32 protein-coding genes are annotated in these 19320 nt (G+C 64.6%); 30 read left to right on the top strand and 2 right to left on the bottom strand.

Annotation, left to right across the window (positions count from 1 at the left end; genetic code table 11):
* The 29 genes from JQ639_RS35010 to JQ639_RS34870 all read left to right on the top strand — a co-directional run.
* Positions 1-77, top strand: a 77-nt coding sequence (locus JQ639_RS35010) for an EF-Tu C-terminal domain-related protein (RefSeq protein WP_159731174.1), incomplete at its 5' end; no start/stop codon positions are given.
* Positions 78-205: 128 nt separating this feature from the next.
* Entirely contained in the window at positions 206-514 is a 309-nt protein-coding gene (gene rpsJ / locus JQ639_RS35005) for a 30S ribosomal protein S10 (RefSeq protein ID WP_002712302.1), read from the top strand.
* Positions 515-558: 44 nt separating this feature from the next.
* Positions 559-1284, top strand: coding sequence for a 50S ribosomal protein L3 (rplC, locus tag JQ639_RS35000; protein WP_211964692.1), 726 nt, complete (start codon positions 559-561; stop codon positions 1282-1284).
* 1 nt (position 1285) lies between these two features.
* Entirely contained in the window at positions 1286-1906 is a 621-nt protein-coding gene (rplD, locus tag JQ639_RS34995; RefSeq protein WP_211964694.1) for a 50S ribosomal protein L4, read from the top strand.
* Positions 1903-2199 carry a 50S ribosomal protein L23 gene (locus tag JQ639_RS34990; RefSeq protein WP_211964696.1) on the top strand — a complete coding sequence of 99 codons (297 nt, stop codon included), beginning with the start codon at positions 1903-1905 and terminating at the stop codon, positions 2197-2199. Before rplD ends, JQ639_RS34990 begins: the two co-directional genes overlap by 4 nt.
* Before the next feature lie 12 nt (positions 2200-2211).
* Positions 2212-3045: a 50S ribosomal protein L2 gene (gene rplB / locus JQ639_RS34985; protein ID WP_211964698.1), complete on the top strand. Its 834-nt coding sequence runs from the start codon at positions 2212-2214 to the stop codon at positions 3043-3045.
* Between the two features lie 12 nt (positions 3046-3057).
* The gene (rpsS, locus tag JQ639_RS34980; RefSeq protein ID WP_008963465.1) at positions 3058-3336 is read left to right on the top strand and encodes a 30S ribosomal protein S19; all 279 of its coding nucleotides are present in this window, start codon (positions 3058-3060) and stop codon (positions 3334-3336) included.
* Positions 3337-3346: 10 nt separating this feature from the next.
* The gene (rplV, locus tag JQ639_RS34975) at positions 3347-3727 is read left to right on the top strand and encodes a 50S ribosomal protein L22 (protein ID WP_211964706.1); all 381 of its coding nucleotides are present in this window, start codon (positions 3347-3349) and stop codon (positions 3725-3727) included.
* Between the two features lie 21 nt (positions 3728-3748).
* Positions 3749-4450: a 30S ribosomal protein S3 gene (gene rpsC / locus JQ639_RS34970; protein WP_211964708.1), complete on the top strand. Its 702-nt coding sequence runs from the start codon at positions 3749-3751 to the stop codon at positions 4448-4450.
* Positions 4451-4489: 39 nt separating this feature from the next.
* Positions 4490-4903, top strand: coding sequence for a 50S ribosomal protein L16 (rplP, locus tag JQ639_RS34965; protein ID WP_211964710.1), 414 nt, complete (start codon positions 4490-4492; stop codon positions 4901-4903).
* 10 nt (positions 4904-4913) lie between these two features.
* On the top strand, positions 4914-5120 hold the full coding sequence (rpmC, locus tag JQ639_RS34960; RefSeq protein ID WP_042002494.1) for a 50S ribosomal protein L29: 207 nt from the start codon (positions 4914-4916) through the stop codon (positions 5118-5120).
* A 10-nt stretch (positions 5121-5130) separates the two neighbouring features.
* Positions 5131-5376, top strand: coding sequence for a 30S ribosomal protein S17 (rpsQ, locus tag JQ639_RS34955; RefSeq protein WP_211964718.1), 246 nt, complete (start codon positions 5131-5133; stop codon positions 5374-5376).
* A 39-nt stretch (positions 5377-5415) separates the two neighbouring features.
* Entirely contained in the window at positions 5416-5784 is a 369-nt protein-coding gene (rplN, locus tag JQ639_RS34950) for a 50S ribosomal protein L14 (protein ID WP_211964720.1), read from the top strand.
* Positions 5784-6098, top strand: a complete 315-nt coding sequence (gene rplX / locus JQ639_RS34945) for a 50S ribosomal protein L24 (protein WP_211964722.1) — start codon at positions 5784-5786, stop codon at positions 6096-6098. Before rplN ends, rplX begins: the two co-directional genes overlap by 1 nt.
* A complete protein-coding gene (gene rplE, locus JQ639_RS34940) occupies positions 6091-6648 on the top strand; it encodes a 50S ribosomal protein L5 (RefSeq protein WP_211964724.1) in 558 nt (185 codons plus the stop codon). The genes rplX and rplE overlap by 8 nt, the downstream gene beginning before the upstream one ends.
* A 45-nt stretch (positions 6649-6693) precedes the next feature.
* Entirely contained in the window at positions 6694-6999 is a 306-nt protein-coding gene (rpsN, locus tag JQ639_RS34935; RefSeq protein ID WP_211964726.1) for a 30S ribosomal protein S14, read from the top strand.
* Between the two features lie 12 nt (positions 7000-7011).
* Positions 7012-7410, top strand: a complete 399-nt coding sequence (gene rpsH / locus JQ639_RS34930) for a 30S ribosomal protein S8 (RefSeq protein ID WP_211964729.1) — start codon at positions 7012-7014, stop codon at positions 7408-7410.
* An 18-nt stretch (positions 7411-7428) separates the two neighbouring features.
* A complete protein-coding gene (rplF, locus tag JQ639_RS34925; RefSeq protein WP_211964731.1) occupies positions 7429-7962 on the top strand; it encodes a 50S ribosomal protein L6 in 534 nt (177 codons plus the stop codon).
* Positions 7963-7973: 11 nt separating this feature from the next.
* Positions 7974-8336 carry a 50S ribosomal protein L18 gene (gene rplR, locus JQ639_RS34920; protein ID WP_211964734.1) on the top strand — a complete coding sequence of 121 codons (363 nt, stop codon included), beginning with the start codon at positions 7974-7976 and terminating at the stop codon, positions 8334-8336.
* A gap of 51 nt (positions 8337-8387) precedes the next feature.
* Positions 8388-8963, top strand: a complete 576-nt coding sequence (rpsE, locus tag JQ639_RS34915) for a 30S ribosomal protein S5 (RefSeq protein ID WP_211964736.1) — start codon at positions 8388-8390, stop codon at positions 8961-8963.
* Between the two features lie 30 nt (positions 8964-8993).
* Positions 8994-9182, top strand: coding sequence for a 50S ribosomal protein L30 (rpmD, locus tag JQ639_RS34910; protein WP_211964738.1), 189 nt, complete (start codon positions 8994-8996; stop codon positions 9180-9182).
* Between the two features lie 12 nt (positions 9183-9194).
* The gene (rplO, locus tag JQ639_RS34905; protein WP_211964745.1) at positions 9195-9683 is read left to right on the top strand and encodes a 50S ribosomal protein L15; all 489 of its coding nucleotides are present in this window, start codon (positions 9195-9197) and stop codon (positions 9681-9683) included.
* Between the two features lie 127 nt (positions 9684-9810).
* On the top strand, positions 9811-11142 hold the full coding sequence (gene secY, locus JQ639_RS34900; RefSeq protein ID WP_211964747.1) for a preprotein translocase subunit SecY: 1332 nt from the start codon (positions 9811-9813) through the stop codon (positions 11140-11142).
* On the top strand, positions 11139-12164 hold the full coding sequence (locus JQ639_RS34895) for an adenylate kinase (protein WP_211964749.1): 1026 nt from the start codon (positions 11139-11141) through the stop codon (positions 12162-12164). The genes secY and JQ639_RS34895 overlap by 4 nt, the downstream gene beginning before the upstream one ends.
* A gap of 156 nt (positions 12165-12320) precedes the next feature.
* On the top strand, positions 12321-12689 hold the full coding sequence (rpsM, locus tag JQ639_RS34890; RefSeq protein ID WP_211964751.1) for a 30S ribosomal protein S13: 369 nt from the start codon (positions 12321-12323) through the stop codon (positions 12687-12689).
* Between the two features lie 113 nt (positions 12690-12802).
* Positions 12803-13192 carry a 30S ribosomal protein S11 gene (rpsK, locus tag JQ639_RS34885; RefSeq protein WP_006021048.1) on the top strand — a complete coding sequence of 130 codons (390 nt, stop codon included), beginning with the start codon at positions 12803-12805 and terminating at the stop codon, positions 13190-13192.
* 108 nt (positions 13193-13300) lie between these two features.
* Positions 13301-14320, top strand: a complete 1020-nt coding sequence (locus JQ639_RS34880; RefSeq protein ID WP_211964753.1) for a DNA-directed RNA polymerase subunit alpha — start codon at positions 13301-13303, stop codon at positions 14318-14320.
* A 166-nt stretch (positions 14321-14486) separates the two neighbouring features.
* Positions 14487-14903, top strand: a complete 417-nt coding sequence (gene rplQ, locus JQ639_RS34875) for a 50S ribosomal protein L17 (RefSeq protein ID WP_211964761.1) — start codon at positions 14487-14489, stop codon at positions 14901-14903.
* A 199-nt stretch (positions 14904-15102) separates the two neighbouring features.
* Positions 15103-15897, top strand: a complete 795-nt coding sequence (locus JQ639_RS34870; RefSeq protein WP_211964763.1) for an SDR family NAD(P)-dependent oxidoreductase — start codon at positions 15103-15105, stop codon at positions 15895-15897.
* A gap of 72 nt (positions 15898-15969) precedes the next feature.
* Here JQ639_RS34870 and JQ639_RS34865 read toward each other — a convergent pair whose 3' ends face one another.
* Positions 15970-16983: a zinc-binding alcohol dehydrogenase family protein gene (locus JQ639_RS34865; RefSeq protein ID WP_211964765.1), complete on the bottom strand. Its 1014-nt coding sequence runs from the start codon at positions 16981-16983 to the stop codon at positions 15970-15972.
* Positions 16984-17115: 132 nt separating this feature from the next.
* Between JQ639_RS34865 and JQ639_RS34860 the strand changes: the two genes are divergently transcribed.
* Entirely contained in the window at positions 17116-17460 is a 345-nt protein-coding gene (locus tag JQ639_RS34860; protein ID WP_211964773.1) for a winged helix-turn-helix transcriptional regulator, read from the top strand.
* Between the two features lie 195 nt (positions 17461-17655).
* Here the strand turns inward: JQ639_RS34860 and JQ639_RS34855 are convergent, their stop codons facing one another.
* Positions 17656-19179, bottom strand: coding sequence for a porin (locus JQ639_RS34855; protein WP_211964775.1), 1524 nt, complete (start codon positions 19177-19179; stop codon positions 17656-17658).
* Positions 19180-19320: the final 141 nt, after the last annotated feature.

The raw sequence follows: 19320 nt of genomic DNA, 5'->3' as shown, positions 1-19320 counted from the left end.
AAGAGAAGCTGCGCTTCGCCATCCGTGAAGGCGGCCGTACTGTCGGCGCCGGCGTCGTCGCTTCGATCATCGAGTAAAGCAATCCTGTCGCGCCCCGCCGCAAGGCGGGGCGCCCAGTAATCCGCGAGGTCGCGGGTTACGTATCACGACTGACGAATTACTGGATCGCTCTGACCGGGCGATGACAAACAGAGAGACAACGGCAATGAACGGCCAAAATATCCGCATCCGTCTCAAAGCGTTCGACCATCGCATTCTCGATACGTCGACCCGCGAGATCGTGAATACGGCGAAGCGGACCGGCGCCCAGGTGCGTGGGCCGATTCCGCTGCCGACCCGCATCGAGAAGTTCACCGTCAACCGTTCGCCGCACGTCGACAAGAAGAGCCGCGAGCAGTTCGAGATGCGTACCCACAAGCGCCTGCTCGACATCGTCGATCCGACGCCGCAGACGGTCGATGCGCTGATGAAGCTCGACCTCGCCGCCGGCGTTGACGTCGAAATCAAGCTGTAAGTTCAAAGTCCATTCGTTCGGACGAAGAGATAGGAAGAACGCCAATGCGTTCCGGAGTGATCGCTCAGAAGGTCGGGATGACGCGGGTCTTTACGGAGACCGGCGAGCACATCCCCGTGACAGTGCTGAAGTTGAGCAACTGCCAGGTGCTCGGCCACCGCACCAAGGACAAGAACGGCTACGTCGCGCTGCAGCTCGGCTCCGGCGCCCGCAAGACCGTTTATCTGCCGAAGGCGGAGCGCGGCCAGTTCGCTGTCGCCAAGGTCGAGCCGAAGCGCAAGGTCGCCGAGTTCCGCGTGTCCGAGGACGCGCTGCTCCCGGTCGGCGCCGAGATCAAGGCCGATCACTTCGTCGTCGGCCAGTTCGTCGACGTCACCGGCACCTCGGTCGGTAAGGGTTTCGCCGGCGGTATGAAGCGCTGGAACTTCGGCGGTCTGCGCGCCACGCACGGTGTGTCGGTTTCGCATCGTTCGATCGGTTCGACCGGTGGCCGTCAGGACCCGGGCAAGACCTTCAAGAACAAGAAGATGCCCGGCCACATGGGCGTCGATCGCATCACCACGCTGAACCTGCGCGTCGTCCAGACCGATGTCCAGCGCGGTCTCGTGCTGGTCGAAGGCGCGGTGCCCGGTTCGAAGGGCGGCTGGATCACGGTGCGTGACGCCGTGAAGAAGCCGCTGCCGAAGGACGCGCCGAAGCCCGGCAAGTTCAAGGTGATCAATGGTGAGGCTGCTCCTGCGGAAGCGGCAGCCGAGAAGGAGGGCGTGTGACATGGAACTGAACGTCACCACGCTCGAGGGTAAGGCTGCCGGTTCGGTGCAGCTGTCGGACGAGATCTTCGGTCTCGAGCCGCGCACCGATTTGATCCAGCGCTGCATCACCTGGCAGCTCGCCAAGCGCCAGGCCGGCACCCACAAGACCAAGGGGCGCGCCGAAGTCTGGCGCACCGGCAAGAAGATGTACAAGCAGAAGGGCACCGGCGGCGCCCGTCACGGTTCGGCCCGCGTGCCGCAGTTCCGCGGCGGTGGCCGTGCCTTCGGTCCGGTCGTGCGCAGCCATGCGTTCGACCTGCCCAAGAAGGTGCGTGCGCTGGCGCTCAAGCACGCCCTTTCGGCCAAGGCCAAGGACGGCGGCCTGATCGTGCTCGACAGCGCCGAACTCAAGGACGCCAAGACCAAGGTTCTCAGCGGTCACTTCTCGGGCCTCGGCCTGACCAGCGCGCTGATCATCGACGGCGCCGAGGTGAACAACGGGTTCGCGGCTGCTGCGCGCAACATTCCGAACATCGACGTGCTGCCGATCCAGGGCATCAACGTCTACGACATTCTGCGCCGTCAGAAGCTGGTGCTGACGAAGGCTGCAGTCGATGCGCTGGAGGCGCGCTTCAAATGACGATTGATGCGAAGCATTACGATGTGATCGTCGCTCCGGTCATCACCGAAAAGGCGACGACTGTCTCCGAGCACAACAAGGTTGTGTTCAAGGTGGCGACGAAGGCGACGAAGCCGCAGATCAAGGAAGCGGTCGAGAAGCTGTTCGACGTCAAGGTCAAGAGCGTGAACACGATCGTGCGCAAGGGCAAGACCAAGGTCTTCCGCGGCACCTTCGGCACGCAGTCGGACTCCAAGCGTGCGGTCGTGACCCTGGAAGAGGGCCACCGCATCGACGTTACGACCGGACTGTAAGGCGGTACGACGATGGCACTGAAGAAATTCAATCCCACGACGCCCGGCCAGCGCCAGCTGGTCATGGTTGATCGTTCGGCCCTCTACAAGGGCAAGCCGGTCAAGACCCTGACCGAAGGCAAGCACTCGTCCGGCGGTCGTAACGCCACCGGCCGGATCACCGTGCGCTTTCGCGGCGGCGGTCACAAGCAGAGCTACCGCATCGTCGACTTCAAGCGCGCCAAGCTGGACGTGCCGGCGACCGTCGAGCGTCTCGAGTACGATCCGAACCGCACCGCCTTCATCGCGCTGATCAAGTATCAGGACGGCGAGCAGGCTTACATCCTGGCGCCGCAGCGCCTGGCGGTCGGCGACACCGTGATCGCGGGCAACTACGTCGACGTGAAGCCGGGCAACGTCATGCCGCTCGGCAACATGCCGGTGGGCACCATCGTCCACAACATCGAGCTCAAGATCGGCAAGGGCGGTCAGATCGCGCGTTCGGCGGGCACCTACGCCCAGATCGTCGGTCGGGACCAGGACTACGTCATCATGCGCCTGAACTCGGGCGAGCAGCGCCTGGTGCACGGCCGCTGCACCGCCACGATCGGCGCGGTGTCCAACCCGGACCACATGAACACCTCGATCGGCAAGGCCGGTCGCACCCGCTGGCTCGGCCGTCGCCCGCACAACCGCGGCGTCGCGATGAACCCGATCGATCACCCGCACGGCGGTGGTGAAGGCCGCACCTCGGGTGGCCGTCATCCGGTGACCCCGTGGGGCTTCCCGACCAAGGGCAAGAAGACCCGCAAGAACAAGTCAACCGCGAGATTCATTCTCGCCAGCCGCCACAAGCGGAAGAAGTAAGGATCGCACGCCATGGTTCGTTCCGTCTGGAAAGGCCCGTTCGTCGAGGCATCGCTGCTCAAGAAGGCAGATGCGGCCCGGGCGTCCGGTCGTCACGATGTCATCAAGATCTGGAGCCGTCGCTCGACGATCCTGCCGCAGTTCGTCGGTCTGACGTTCGGCGTGTACAACGGTCAGAAGCACGTTCCGGTCGCCGTGAACGAGGAAATGGTCGGTCACAAGTTCGGCGAGTTCTCGCCGACCCGGACCTTCCATGGCCATTCGGGCGACAAGAAAGCCAAGAAGGCTTGAGGATTAGGTCATGAGCAAACCAAAGCGCGAACGGAGCCTCCCCGATAACGAGGCCAAGGCGGTCGCCCGGATGCTGCGGGTGAGCCCGCAGAAGCTCAATCTCGTTGCGGCCATGATCCGCGGCAAGAAGGTGTCGTCTGCGCTCGCCGACCTTCAGTTCTCGCGCAAGCGGATCTCGGTCGACGTCAAGAAGTGCCTGGAGTCGGCGATCGCGAACGCCGAGAACAACCATGACCTCGAGGTCGACGATCTCATCGTCGCCCAGGCGCATGTCGGCAAGGGCATTGTGATGAAGCGTTTCGCTCCGCGCGGCCGCGGCCGTTCGGGACGTGTGTTCAAACCGTTCTCGCAGCTGACGATCGTTGTTCGTCAGGTCGAGGCGAGCGCTTAATCGAAGGCGCAGGAGAAAACGATGGGTCAGAAGATCAATCCGATCGGGCTGCGTCTCGGCATCAACCGTACGTGGGACTCGCGCTGGTTCGCCAACAAGGCCGAGTACGGCAAGCTGCTGCACGAGGACGTCCGCATCCGCGAGCTGCTCCACAAGGAGCTCAAGCAGGCGGCTGTGGCGCGCATCGTGATCGAGCGTCCGCACAAGAAGTGCCGCGTCACCATTCACTCGGCTCGCCCGGGCGTGGTGATCGGCAAGAAGGGCGCCGACATCGACAAGCTGCGCAAGAAGATTGCGGAGATCACCGAGTCGGACGTGGTTCTCAACATCGTCGAGATCCGCAAGCCCGAGCTCGACGCGACCCTGGTCGCCGAGTCGATCGCCCAGCAGCTCGAGCGCCGCGTCGCGTTCCGTCGCGCGATGAAGCGCGCCGTGCAGTCGGCGATGCGCCTCGGTGCCGAAGGCATCCGCATCAATTGCTCCGGCCGTCTCGGCGGCGCCGAGATCGCCCGCATGGAGTGGTACCGTGAAGGCCGCGTGCCGCTGCATACGCTGCGCGCCGACGTCGATTACGGCGTCGCCACCGCCTTCACCACGTTCGGTACCTGCGGCGTGAAGGTGTGGATCTTCAAGGGTGAGATCCTCGAGCACGATCCGATGGCCCAGGACAAGCGACAGGCGGAAGGCGAGAGCGCGCCCCGTTCGCGTCGCGATGCGGCCTGATTTGAATAAGGCATGAAGGCGTAAGCCAGGAACAAGACCATGTTGCAACCAAAGCGCACGAAGTTTCGCAAGGCGCACAAGGGCCGTATCCACGGCGTCGCGTCGTCCGGCGCGACCCTGTCGTTCGGCCAGTTCGGCCTGAAGGCGATGGAGCCGGAGCGGGTCACCGCGCGTCAGATCGAGGCGGCTCGCCGCGCCCTGACGCGTCATATGAAGCGCGCCGGCCGCGTCTGGATCCGTGTTTTCCCGGATCTTCCCGTGTCGAAGAAGCCCGCCGAAGTGCGCATGGGCTCCGGCAAGGGGTCGCCGGAATTGTGGGTCGCGCGCGTCAAGCCGGGCCGCATCCTGTTCGAGATCGACGGCGTCACCAACCAGACGGCGCGTGAGGCGCTGACCCTGGCTGCTGCCAAGCTGCCGATCAAGACGCGCTTCGTTGCGCGCATCGCGGAGTGAGGATCTAGCCATGGCCGAACTGAAACCCGCCGACATCCGCGCGATGAGCGCCGACCAGATGGATGACGAGATCGTCAAGCTGAAGAAGGAGCGCTTCAACCTGCGCTTCCAGCGCGCCACAGGTCAGCTTGAAAACACCTCGCGTCTGCGCGAGGCCCGTCGCGACATCGCTCGCGTCAAGACCATCGCCGCGCAGAAGCGCGCGAAGACGAAGTAAGGGGCCGAAGATGCCGAAACGAACTCTGCAGGGCGTCGTCGTCAGCAACAAGCAGGACAAGACGATTGTGGTGCGCGTTGACCGCCGCTTCACGCATCCGATCTACAAGAAGACGATCCGGCGCTCGAAGAACTACCACGCCCATGACGAGAACAATCAGTTCTCGATCGGCGACCAGGTGTGGATCGAAGAGAGCAAGCCGATCTCCAAGTTGAAGCGCTGGACAGTCGTCCAGGGCGAAAAGAAAACAGCTTAAGCGCAGTTCCGCGCATAAAGAAGAGGACGAGGTGCATCAATGATCCAGATGCAGACCAACCTCGACGTGGCCGATAATTCAGGCGCGCGCCGTGTCATGTGCATCAAGGTGCTTGGTGGTTCCAAGCGCCGTTATGCGACCGTCGGCGACATTATCGTCGTGTCCGTCAAGGAAGCCATTCCGCGTGGCAAGGTGAAGAAGGGCGACGTCATGAAGGCGGTCGTCGTGCGCGTGGCGAAGGATATCCGCCGCCCCGACGGCTCCGTCATTCGTTTCGACCGCAACGCTGCCGTGCTGGTCAACAACCAGTCGGAGCCGGTCGGCACCCGTATCTTCGGACCGGTGCCGCGCGAGCTGCGCGCCAAGAACCACATGAAGATCATTTCGCTCGCGCCGGAGGTGCTGTGATGGCTGCCAAGATCCGGAAGGGCGACAAGGTCATTGTCCTGTCGGGCCGCGACAAGGGTCGCACCGGCGAGGTGTTCGAGGTGCGTCCGAGCGAGGACCGCGCCTTGGTGCGCGGCGTCAACCTCGTGAAGCGCCACCAGAAGCAGAGCCAGACGCAGGAAGGCGGCATCATCTCCAAGGAGGCGCCGATCCACCTGTCCAACATCGCGCTCGTCGCCAAGGACGGCAAGCCGACCCGCGTCGGCTTCAAGGTCCTGGCGGACGGCAAGAAGGTGCGCGTCGCCAAGCGCACGGGAGCTGAGATCGATGGCTGAGACCGTTTATGTGCCGCGCCTGCGCGAGCAATACGACCGCGAAATCCGCGCCAAGCTGACCGAGCAGTTCGGCTACGCCAACGTCATGCAGGTGCCGGTCCTCAGCAAGGTCGTGCTCAACATGGGCGTCGGCGAGGCTGTCAATGACCGCAAGAAGGTCGAACTGGCCGCTGCCGACCTCGCGCTGATCGCGGGTCAGAAGCCCATCGTGACCAAGTCGCGCATGGCGATTTCGACCTTCAAGCTGCGCGAGAACCAGCCGATCGGCGCCAAGGTCACGCTGCGCAAGGCGCGCATGTACGAGTTCATCGACCGTCTGGTGAACATCGCGCTGCCGCGCGTGCGCGACTTCCGTGGTCTCAACCCGAAGAGCTTCGACGGCCGTGGCAACTACTCGCTCGGCATCAAGGAGCACCTGATCTTCCCGGAAATCGACTACGACAAGTCCGGCGAGACCTGGGGCATGGATATCACGGTCTGCACCACTGCGAAGACCGATGACGAAGCGCGTGCGTTGCTGAACGCGTTCAATTTCCCTTTCCGGCAGTGAGACCTGATTACCAGGATCTCAAACGCGGAAATTCAGGAGCCTGATATGGCGAAGAAGAGTTCGATTGAAAAGAACAACCGGCGTCGGCGGATGACGAAGAATGCCGCCGCCAAGCGCGCCCGGCTGAAGGCGATCATCGCCGACAAGGAATTGCCGCTCGAGGAGCGCTTCTCGGCGACGCTGAAGCTTGCCGAGATGCCGCGCAACTCGTCGGCGACCCGCATTCGCAACCGTTGCGAAGTCACCGGCCGTCCGCGCTCGGTCTATCGCAAGAACAAGCTGAGCCGTATCGCGCTGCGCGAACTCGGCTCCAAGGGCCTGGTTCCGGGCCTCGTCAAGTCGAGCTGGTAAGGAGGGTCGCAGATGTCCACGCACGATCCGATCAGCGATCTGATCACCCGTATCCGCAATGCGCAGCTGCGCAGCAAGTCGAAGGTTTCGACCCCCGGCTCGAAGATGCGCGCCAACGTGCTCGAAGTGCTGAAGAGCGAAGGCTACATCCGTGGCTTCACCAGCGTCGAGCATCCGTCGGGCCGCAGCGAGCTCGAGATCGAGCTGAAGTACTTCGACGGCGAGCCGGTGATCCGCGAGATCGAGCGGGTGTCCAAGCCCGGTCGCCGCGTCTACGCCTCGGTCAAGAACCTGCCGCGCGTCAACAACGGCCTCGGCATTTCAGTGCTTTCCACGCCGAAGGGAATCATGGCTGACCACGACGCGCGCGACGCGAACGTGGGCGGCGAAGTTCTCTTCACGGTGTTCTAATTCAGGAAGGGTAGAGCCATGTCCCGCGTTGGCAAGCGACCTGTCCCGGTGCCGTCGGGCGTGACCGCGACCGTGGACGGTCAGACCGTCAAGATGAAGGGGCCCAAGGGCCAGCTCCAGTTCGTCGTCCATGACGACGTGTCCGTGAAGCTCGAGGATGGCGCGATCAAGGTCGATCCGCGCTTCGAGACCAAGCGTGCGCGTTCGCTGTACGGCACCGCCCGTGCGCAGGTCGCGAACCTGGTCGAGGGCGTCACCAAGGGCTTCGAGAAGAAGCTCGAGATCGTCGGCGTCGGTTACCGCGCCGCCGTGCAGGGCAAGAACCTGCAGCTCGCGCTCGGCTACAGCCACGACGTGCTGTATCCGATCCCCGAGGGTATCGCGATCACGACGCCGAAGCCGACCGAGATCGTCATCGTCGGCAACGACATCCAGCGCGTTGGCCAGGTCGCCGCGGAGATCCGCGATTACCGCAAGCCGGAGCCCTACAAGGGCAAGGGCGTGAAGTACGCCGGCGAATTCATCTTCCGCAAGGAAGGCAAGAAGAAGTAACGGAGCGGGTCATGTCGAAACTCAATATTACGAATGCCCGACGCAAGAATCGGGTGAGGGGCCAGGTCCGCCGTGCGGCGTTCGGCCGCCCGCGCCTGTCGGTGTTCCGCTCGTCGAAGCACATCTACGCCCAGATCATCGACGATCAGAAGGGCGAGACGCTGGCCTCGGCCTCGTCGCTCGAGAAGACCCTGCGCGACGCCGGCAAGACCGGCGCCGACATCGCGGCCGCCTCGGCGGTCGGCAAGCTCGTCGCCGAGCGCGCCGTCAAGAACGGCGTCAAGGAAGTGATCTTCGACCGTGGTCAGTATCTCTACCACGGCCGCGTCAAGGCGCTCGCGGATGCGGCGCGCGAAGGCGGTCTGAGTTTCTAAGCTTTTTGAACACGATTGAGGCGACGGGCCTCTCAAGGATTGGACAGCACCATGGCAGGTGAACGCGAACGCGGCGGCCGGGAACGGAACAGGGAGCGCGAGGAGCGCGACAGCGAGTTTGTCGACAAGCTCGTGCACATCAACCGTGTCGCCAAGGTCGTGAAGGGCGGTAAGCGCTTCGGTTTCGCGGCGCTGGTCGTCATCGGCGACCAGAAGGGCCGGGTCGGTTTCGGCCACGGCAAGGCGCGCGAAGTTCCCGAGGCGATCCGCAAGGCGACCGACTCGGCCAAGCGCAACCTGACGCGGGTGCCGCTGCGCGAAGGCCGCACGCTGCATCACGACATTGCCGGCCGTCATGGCGCGGGCAAGGTTTATCTCCGCGCGGCCCCTCCCGGCACCGGCATCATCGCCGGCGGCCCGATGCGCGCCGTGTTCGAGAGCCTCGGCGTGCAGGACGTGGTGGCGAAGTCGATCGGCTCGTCCAACCCCTACAACATGGTGCGCGCCACCTTCAACGCGCTGAAGCGCCAGGACTCGCCGCGTTCGGTGGCCTCGCGTCGCAGCCTCAAGGTGTCCGTGGTGCAGTCGCGCCGCATCGGCGGCGACGCCGAAGCGGCTGCGGACTAAGCCGCGCGCTTATTGATCGGAGTGAGCACAATGGCTGCCAAGACCATCAAGATCGAGCAGACCGCGAGCCCCATCCGCCGCGAGCAGTCGCAGCGGGCGACGCTGGTCGGCCTCGGTCTCAACAAGATCGGTCGTACCAGCGAGCTGCAGGATACCCCTGCAGTGCGTGGCATGATCGCGAAGGTGAACCATCTCGTTCGCGTCGTCGACGAGAAGTAAGGAGACAGGGCGATGAAGCTCAGCGATCTCGCCGATAACCCCGGCTCGCGCAAGAAGCGCATGCGGCTGGGCCGTGGCATCGGCTCCGGCAAGGGCAAGACCAGCGGCCGCGGCGGCAAGGGTCAGACCGCGCGTACCGGCGTGCGCATCAAGGGCTTCGAGGGCGGCCAGATGCCGCTGCATCGCCGCCTGCCGAAGCGTGGCTTCAACAACATCTTCGCGCTGGACCTGACCGAGGTGAACCTCGATCGCGTCCAGGACGCGATCGATGCCGGCAAGCTCGACGCCAAGAAGACCATCGACGCTGCGGCGCTGGTGGAAGCGGGCGTGCTGCGCCGTTCGCGTGACGGCGTGCGCCTGCTCGGCCGCGGCGCGATCAAGGCCAAGATCACCGTCGAGGTCCATGGCGCGTCGAAGTCGGCCGTCGAGGCCGTCGAGAAGGCTGGTGGATCGGTCAAGATCCTGGCCCCGAAGGAAGCCGAAGCCGAAAAGGCTTCGTGATTTGGTCATGCCCGGCCTTGTGCCGGGCATCCCCGTCTTTACTTCTTGGGATGATTTTCCAGGACGAGGACGGCCGGTGATCGCTTGCTGATCACCTGGTCGTGACAATTGAAAAGGACCGGGCCTGATGGTCTCCGCAGCGGAACAACTCGCAGCCAATCTGAACTTTTCGGCGCTCGCCAAGGCCGACGAACTGAAGAAGCGCATCTGGTTTACCCTGGGTGCGCTGCTTGTTTATCGGCTCGGCACCTACATTCCGCTGCCCGGCATCGATCCCGGCATCTGGGAGCAGGTGTTCCGCACCCAGCAGGGTGGCATTCTCGGCATGTTCAACATGTTCGCCGGCGGTGGCATCCACCGCATGGCGATTTTCGCGTTGAACATCATGCCGTACATCTCGGCCTCGATCATCATCCAGCTGCTGACCACCGTGTCGCCGCAGCTGGAGGCCCTCAAGAAGGAGGGTGAGGCCGGCCGCAAGACCCTCAACCAGTACACGCGCTATCTCACGGTGCTGCTCGCCGCATTCCAGTCCTACGGCATTGCCGTCGGCCTCGAGGGCGCCGGCAACGTAGTCAGCGATCCCGGCATGTTCTTCCGGATCTCGACCGCGATCACCCTGACCGGCGGCACCATGTTCCTGATGTGGCTGGGCGAGCAGATCACCTCGCGCGGCATCGGCAACGGTATCTCGCTGATCATCCTGTCCGGCATCGTCGCCGAGCTGCCGTCGGCGATCGCCGGCACCCTCGAGCTCGGCCGTCAGGGCGCTCTGTCGACCGGCATCATCCTGCTGATCATCATCATGGCCGTCGCCGTGATCGCGTTCATCGTGTTCATGGAACGCGCCCAGCGCCGGCTGCTGATCCAGTATCCGAAGCGCCAGGTCGGCAACAAGATGTTCGAGGGCCAGACCTCGCACCTGCCGCTCAAGCTCAACACCTCGGGCGTCATTCCGCCGATCTTCGCCTCGTCGCTGCTGCTGCTGCCGACCACGGTCGCGAACTTCAACGCCGGCAAGGGGCCGGAGTGGTTCCAGTGGCTCACCACCCAGCTCGGCCACGGCCGGCCGCTGTTCCTGGTGCTGTATCTGGCGCTGATCGTGTTCTTCGCGTTCTTCTACACCGCGATCGTGTTCAACCCGACCGAGACCGCCGACAATCTCAAGAAGCACGGCGGCTTCATTCCCGGCATTCGTCCGGGCGAGCGCACCGCCGAGTACATCGACTATGTGCTGTCGCGAATCACGGTGCTCGGAGCTATCTATCTCGCGATCGTCTGTCTGATCCCGGAAATCCTGATTTCCTACGCATCGGTGCCGTTCTACTTCGGCGGTACATCGCTGCTGATCGTGGTCAGCGTGACGATGGATACGGTCGCCCAGGTCCAGGGGTATCTGCTGGCGCACCAGTATGAAGGTCTGATCAAGAAGTCAAAACTGAGGGGCCGTCGTCGATGAGACTTATCCTTCTCGGGCCACCGGGGGCAGGCAAGGGAACGCAGGCAAAGCTTCTCGTTGAACGTTACGGCATCGTGCCGCTGTCCACCGGGGACATGCTGCGCGCGGCGGTGGCGGCGGGAACGCCGATCGGCCTCAAGGCCAAGGACATCATGGCTGGCGGCGGGCTGGTCCCCGACGAGGTCGTGATCGGCATCATCGCCGACCGTATCGCCGAGCCGGACGCGGCTGGCGGATTCATCCTCGACGGCTTCCCGCGCACCGTGCCGCAGGCCGAGGCCCTGGATGAGCTGCTGAAGGACCGCGGCCTCAAGCTCGACGCCGTGGTCGAGCTGCGGGTCAACGAGAGTGCGTTGCTGCAGCGCGTCGAGGCGCGGGTGGCCCAGATGCAGGCCCGTGGCGAGACCGTGCGGGTGGACGACACCCCCGAGGTGCTGTCGAAGCGGCTGGCGGCCTACCGCGCCCAGACCGAGCCGCTGGTGCACTACTATTCCGAGCGTCGGGCTCTCCTCACAATCGACGGCATGATGTCGATCGACGAGGTGACGAAGGAGATCGCCCGGGTGCTGGAAGCCGTTGTCGGCTCCCAGGCAGGCGCCAGGGCGTCCCGTAAGGGGGCCGCCAAGTCGTCGGCCCGCAAGGCGGCAAAGCGCCGGGCCAAGGCTGCGAAGCCGGCTAAGGCGGCTGCTGAGGGTGCCAAGGCGAAGAAGGCCGTGGCCAAGGTCGCCAAGAGCAAGACTGCCAAGAGCAAGGCTGCAAAGGCAGCCAAGCCGGCGAAGAAGGCCGCCAAGAAGGCGGTGAAGGCGGCGGCCAAGAAGGCCAAGGCTGCCGGCCGTAAGGCCTCCGCCGGGCGCAAGCCGGCGAAGGCCGGCAAGGGAACCAAGGCCAAGACTGCTCGCGGCAATGCCCGCAAAACGGTCAAGGCGGCGGCCCGGGGGCGGAGTTCCGCAGCCCGGAAAACCGCAAAAAAGGCCTCGAAACAGCGCGTCAAGGCTGCGAAGCGGTTGACGAAACGAGGTTGAGTCCATTAATAAGGCCCGCATCCAGTCGGATACGTTTCGAACGATGCCGGGCCCCAAGGTTCATCCAGGGGAGGGCGTCGTGTTTGCGTTTGTAAACACCGCCCGACAAAGACCAGCAAAGCCGGCCACAGCAGGTCGGCAACAGGAGTGAAGACTGTGGCCCGTATCGCCGGCGTCAATATCCCGACCAACAAGCGCGTGCTGATCGCGCTCCAGTACATCCATGGCATCGGCCAGAAGAATGCGGCCGACATCCTGGAGAAGGTGAAGATCCCGGTCGACCGCCGCGTCGCGCAGCTGTCCGACCAGGAAGTCCTGCAGATCCGCGAAGTGATCGACCGCGACTATCTCGTCGAGGGCGACCTGCGCCGTGAAGTCGGCATGAACATCAAGCGCCTGATGGACCTCGGCTGCTATCGCGGCCTGCGCCATCGTCGCGGTCTGCCGGTTCGTGGCCAGCGCACGCATACCAATGCGCGCACCCGCAAGGGTCCGGCCAAGGCGATCGCCGGCAAGAAGAAGTAATCGGCCGGCACCACCAGCCGTTTTGCACCGGCCACGCGTCCCGCGTGGCCGGATCACTGGTTTGAAGATTCCCCAGCATCCGGCATCACGGATGCGCTTGAAGGAAGAAGATAATGGGTAAAGAGGCCACCCGCGTCCGCCGTCGTGAACGCAAGAATATCGCGTCCGGCATCGCGCATGTGAATTCGTCGTTCAACAACACCACCATCACCATCACCGATGCGCAGGGCAACACCATTGCGTGGTCGTCGGCCGGTACGATGGGCTTCAAGGGCTCGCGCAAGTCGACCCCGTATGCTGCGCAGGTCGCGGCCGAGGACGTGTCGAAGAAGGCCCAGGAACACGGCATGCGCACCCTCGAGGTGGAAGTCGCCGGTCCGGGTTCGGGCCGTGAGTCGGCGCTGCGCGCGCTGCAGGCTGCGGGCTTCACCGTCACCTCGATCCGTGACGTGACCACGATCCCGCACAACGGCTGCCGTCCGCGCAAGCGCCGCCGCGTGTGATGTGTTGTGGCGGGCGGCATGGCCGTCCGCCCGCTTTTTGAGACGTTTGTTGCGCGGACAGATCCGCGATCTCCAACGCCAGTCTCTGAATGGCATGGGTGAAAAACAGTGACGATCCAGAAAAATTGGCAAGAGCTTATCCGTCCGAACAAGTTGAACGTCGCGCCGGGCGCTGACGCCAGCCGCATCGCGACCGTCGTCGCGGAGCCTCTCGAGCGCGGCTTCGGCCAGACGCTCGGCAACGCGCTGCGCCGCATCCTGCTGTCGTCGCTGCAGGGCGCCGCGGTCCAGTCGGTGCACATCGACGGCGTGCTGCACGAGTTCTCCTCGATCGCCGGCGTGCGCGAGGACGTGACCGACATCGTGCTGAACGTGAAGGACATCTCCCTGAAGATGCAGGGTGAGGGTCCCAAGCGCATGGTGGTCAAGAAGCAGGGGCCCGGCGCTGTCACCGCCGGCGACATCCAGACCGTCGGCGACATCGTCGTGCTGAACCCCGAACTGCAGCTCTGCACCCTCGACGACGGTGCGGAGATCCGCATGGAGTTCACGGTCAACGCCGGCAAGGGTTACGTCCCGGCCGAGCGCAACCGTCCCGAGGACGCGCCGATCGGCCTGATCCCGATCGACAGCCTGTACTCGCCGGTCAAGAAGGTGTCGTACAAGGTCGAGAACACCCGCGAGGGCCAGATCCTCGACTACGACAAGCTGACGATGACCATCGAGACCAACGGCGCGATCACGCCGGAGGACGCGCTGGCCTACGCTGCGCGCATCCTGCAGGATCAGCTCAACGTCTTCGTCAACTTCGAAGAACCGCGCAAGGAAGTTGCGGCCGAGGTTATTCCGGATCTGGCGTTCAACCCGGCGTTCCTCAAGAAGGTCGACGAGCTCGAGCTGTCGGTTCGTTCGGCAAACTGCCTGAAGAACGACAACATCGTCTACATCGGCGATCTCGTGCAGAAGTCGGAAGCCGAGATGCTCCGCACTCCGAACTTCGGCCGCAAGTCGCTGAACGAAATCAAGGAAGTGCTGGCCCAGATGGGTCTGCACCTCGGCATGGAAGTGCCCGGTTGGCCGCCGGAGAACATCGACGAGCTGGCCAAGCGCTTCGAGGACCACTACTGAGTTCGTCTGCGGGGTCGCGCTTGTGCGATCCCGCATTCGTTTGATCCTGACGACTTCTATCCTGAAGACTTTTTATCCTGACGACCCCGGGGCGAACGCAGGAAGCCCACCTGAGATGAAACTTGTCCGACGAACCGTCGTGGCAAATTGAAGAAGGAATAGTCCAATGCGTCACGGCAAGGTTCACCGCAAGCTCAACCGCACCGCCGAGCATCGCCGCGCGATGTTCGCCAACATGTCGGCTGCGCTGATCAAGCACGAGCAGATCGTCACCACGCTTCCGAAGGCCAAGGAACTGCGTCCGATCGTCGAGAAGCTGATCACGCTCGGCAAGCGCGGCGGTCTGGCGCTGCGTCGCCAGGCGATCGGCGAGATCCGCGATATCGAGCAGGTCAAGAAGCTGTTCGACGTTCTGGCGCCGCGCTACAAGGACCGTCACGGCGGCTACACCCGCATCATCAAGGCCGGCTTCCGCTACGGCGACAACGCTGCAATGGCGGTGATCGAGTTCGTCGATCGCGACGTCGAGGCCAAGGGCAAGGACTCCGGCCCGGTGCAGGAAGCGGTGGACGAAGCGGCCTGAGCCGTTCGTTCCAACTTCTCGGATTTTAGAAGCGGCGCCTCGGCGCCGCTTTTTTGTTGCGCGCTGCTCCGCCGCCGGCCGCGCCGCGGCCATGCGGGCAGGGACATCGAAAATTCAGCGGCCGCGCTGTGGCGGTGGTGATTGCGCCGGCTCTCGCGCGCTCCCAATATCAACAGGCAGCCAGGCAAAGGAGAGGCGCATGAACATCGATCTTTCGGGCAAGACCGCCATCGTCACCGGGTCGACCGGGGGCATCGGCCAGGCGATCGCGCGGGGGCTTGCGGCATCGGGTGCGAGCGTCGTGGTCAACGGCCGCAGCAAGGACCGTGTCGAGGCGGCCGCCGCAGCGGTTGCGCAGGCTGCCGGCGGCGCTGATGTCCGCGGCGTGGCGGCCGACGTCGCGACGGCGGAGGGCTGTGCGGCGCTGGTCGCGGCGGTGCCGGACGTCGACATCCTCGTCAACAATGCCGGCATCTTCGAGCCGAAGGACTTCTTCGACATCAGCGACGACGACTGGGCGCGCTTCTTCGAGGTCAACGTGCTGTCGGGCGTGCGGCTGTCGCGCGCCTATCTCAAGGGCATGCTGGCACGCAACTGGGGGCGGGTGCTGTTCGTTTCGTCGGAATCCGCGCTCAACATCCCGACCGAGATGATCCACTACGGCACCAGCAAGACCGCACAGCTGTCGGTGGCGCGTGGCCTTGCCAAGCTGACCGGCGGCACTGGCGTTACCGTCAACTCGATCCTGCCCGGGCCGACGCGCTCCGAAGGCGTCGAGGCGTTTCTCGCCGCGATGGCGGCGCAGAGCGGCCAGAGCGTCGACGAGGCCGCCGCGTCGTTCGTCAGGCAGCACCGCTCGACCTCGCTGCTGCAACGCTTTGCCAGTGTCGACGAGATCGCCAACATGGCCGTTTACATCTGCTCGCGCGAGGCGTCGGCCACCAACGGCGCGGCGTTGCGGGTCGAGGGCGGCATTCTCGATACCATCGCCTGACGCCCCCGCGGCGGCGGGGCCTGGCGGCGCGTGTCGCCGCTGGCCCCTCGCGCCGGAGCTTGCCAGCCTAGCTCACCAGCCTTCCAGCACCAGCTTGCCGGTCGAGCGGCCGCCCTCGATCGCGGCGTGCGCCTGCTTGAGCGTGGCCGCGTTGATCCTGCCGAGCACCTTGTCGAGCGTGGTGCGCAGCACGCCGTTGTCGATCAGGTTGGCGACGTCGTTGAGCAGGCGATGCTGCGCGATCATGTCGGCGGTCTGGAACGAGGAGCGGGTGAACATCGATTCCCAGTGCAGCGACGCTGCCTTGCCCTTGAGCAGCGTGGCGTTGAGCGCCGCCGGATCGTCGATGAGGCCGATCTTGCCTTGCGGCGCCAGGATATCGACGAGGGCCGGGAAGTGCTGGTCGGTGTTGGTCAGGCTGGCGATCAGCCGCACCGGCGGCAGCTTGAGCTGGTCGATCTGCTCCTTCAGCGGCTTGCTGTGATCGACCACGGCGTGGGCGCCGAGCTCGAGACACCACTTGATCGACTCCGGCCGTGACGCCGTCGCGACCACCGCAAGGCCGGTCAGCCGCCGCGCCAGCTGGATCAGGATCGAGCCGACGCCGCCGGCGCCGCCGACGATCAGCAGCGTGCGCGGGTCGATGCTCTTGCCGGGCTGCACGTCGAGGCGATCGAACAGCAGCTCCCAGGCGGTGATCGAGGTCAGGGGCAGGGCCGCAGCCTGGGCGAACCCCAGCGACTTCGGCTTGCGTCCGACGATGCGCTCATCGACCAGGTGAAACTCGGAGTTGGTGCCCTGGCGCAGGATCGAGCCGGCGTAGAACACCTCGTCGCCCGGCTTGAACAGCGTCGCCTCCGGCCCGACTGCGTCGACGACGCCGGCGGCATCGAAGCCGAGGATCTTCATCTCGCCGGCCGGCGGCGCCGCGCGCTTGCGCACCTTGGTGTCGACCGGATTGACGGAGACGGCCTTCACCGCGACGCGAAGATCGCGTCCGCTCGGCTCCGGTTTCGCTGTTTCGAAATCGATCAGGGCGTCCGCTGCGTCGATCGGCAGGGACTTGCTGTAGCCAACGGCCTTCATCCGACAGGTCTCCGGTTGGGCGACGGCCATATCCGTCACCGACGGTTTCAGAAGTGTCGCGGCAGGGCTGAAATTGCAAGTACGGTGCAAACAGGGATATAGTACACGAATGGATACTATTGGGAATTATCGATGAAGCGGAAGGATTTCGGCTGCGGGCCGGGATGTCCGGTCGAGGTCACGCTGGACCTGATCGATGGCAAGTGGAAGGGCGTCATCCTCTTTCATCTGCAGGACGGCACCTGCCGGTTCGGCGAGCTCAAGCGCAAGATGCCGCGCATCACCCAGCGGATGCTGACCAAGCAACTGCGGGCGCTGGAGGAGGATGGCCTCGTGATCCGCAAGGTCTATCCGGAGGTCCCGCCGCGGGTCGAATACACCTTGTCCGAGATGGGCGAGCGGCTGCGCCCGGTCATCGACGTGCTCAAGGCCTGGGGCGAGGATCACCGCGCCCGTCAGGTCGCGGACGCCGCCTGACGCGGCCTTGGGTGGCAGTCGAGACGGGCGCGACAGCGTTGCGCGGCGCGTGCCGGGTTCGACCGCAATGCGTTGACCGGCTGCCTTGACCGACAAAGGCGCGTGCCTGAACAAAAGACCTCCGGCGGGGCGCGCCGGAGGTCTTTCTGTTTCGATCGCGGAGGCCGGTGCGAACTCGCCCCCGCGGAGAACGCCTCAGAAGTTGCGGCGAACTTCGACCGCGCCCTGATACAGGTTCTGGTTCTTGAGCTGCAGCGTCGAGCCGGCGGTGTAGCCGGGGATCGCGGTGCCCGTGGTGGTGAAGGTGCCGTTGAGGTTCTGCATCATGCGCACGTAGCTGAATTCGGCGGCGAAGGTCAGGTCCTTCACGGGCGTCCAGGCCGTGCGGGTGCCGACCTCGGCGAAGCTGAACGCAAAACTGCCGGTCGCGTTGGTGAAGCCCGTGCTCAGGCCTGCGCCGTTGGCGGCGGCCAGCAGCAGGGCGTCGCCGGTGGCGCCGTAGGAGATGTGGCTGTAGGAGCCGAACAGCGACGTGCGCCAGGCCGGCGTCCAGTAGTGCTCGTAGAAGCCGGCGACCTGCCAGGCGTCGCTCTTCTGGATCCCGGTGCCGTTGCCGTAGACACCGTCGAGCACGTAGCCGAACGCCATGCCGCCGCCACCGATCTTGGCGAAGCGGCCTGCGCCGGAGGTATCGGTGGAACCGCCGAAGATGTACTTGGCGGCGCCGTTGGCGAACGACGCCTGAACCTTCAGGCTGTCGCCGACGCCGGTGGGCAGGTTCTTGAGTTCGAACGCGCCGATGACCGCGTAGCCCCAGGTCGAGTCCGGGTGGCCGGTGTCGCTGTTGGTGGGGGTGTAGTAGGTGCCGTGCACTTCATGCGCGGCCGCGGCGAGGTGCAGCGAGCCCCAGGCCTGATCGTAGCGCAGGTTGCCGACGATATCGGGTACATGGTCGCCGCCCTGGGCGTTGCCCTGGAAGGTGTTCGACGCCACGCCATAGGCCAGCGTCGCGCCGCCGAACGGGCCGAGCAAGGCGTTGGTGCCGGTGAGCGAGGTATTGACGACGCCGGCGGAGCGGTAGGGCTGGGCATCCTCGAGCGAGATCGTGCCCGACACGCCGCCGCCGAACTCGGCGGTGTAGGCGAGCTGCGGAATGCCGGTGTCATTGTGCGAGCCGGACAGCGCGCCGGTCGAGGTGCCGATGATCGGCTTCGACAGCGCCCACTGCGGATCGAACTCCGACACCGCCTTGCCGAACGTGAAGCCGGCGAACTGGATGAACAGGAAGTCGTTCTCGACATAGCCGCCGGCGATGCTCTCACGGCCCTGCGAGAAGTCGAACAGCAGGCTGGCGTAGGTGCGGACGACGCCGTACTCGGTCGCGGTGCGGGTGTCGATGTTGAGATAAGCGCGCTCGCGGGCGCCGAAATAGTTGCGGTTATAGGCGTTGGCGCCGCCGGTGCTGCCCTGGAAGAACGGCACATCCCACGGATTGCCGTTGAACGTGGTGCCGACGCGGATCGCGCCGCCGAGACGGATGCAGGTGTCGGTGCCGGGGATGTAGTAGAAGCCCGCGCCGTAGGCCGTGCAGATCTTGACGTATTCGACCGCCTTCGCCTTGACCGGAAGATCGGCCGCATCGGCCGTGCTCAGCGTCGCCAGACCGGCCGCGGTTCCGAACACGAGAGCCTTGAGAAGACGGGTATGATGCCGATTCATGGAACGCCCCTGTGTGAGTCCTGTTCTGCAACGGATGTTACCCGGAAACAGACTGCGACAGTTTGTCAGGTGCGATGCATCGAACGAAAAAGGCCACCTGTGGCAGTTTCGCCCCACCTCGTATTTCCGGTGAGGAGATAC

It is taken from the genome of Bradyrhizobium sp. U87765 SZCCT0048 (assembly GCF_018131225.1).
GTDB lineage: Bacteria > Pseudomonadota > Alphaproteobacteria > Rhizobiales > Xanthobacteraceae > Bradyrhizobium_A.
The sequence above is the reverse complement of the archived record's forward strand: the minus strand, read 5'-3'. Positions and strand labels throughout refer to the sequence as shown.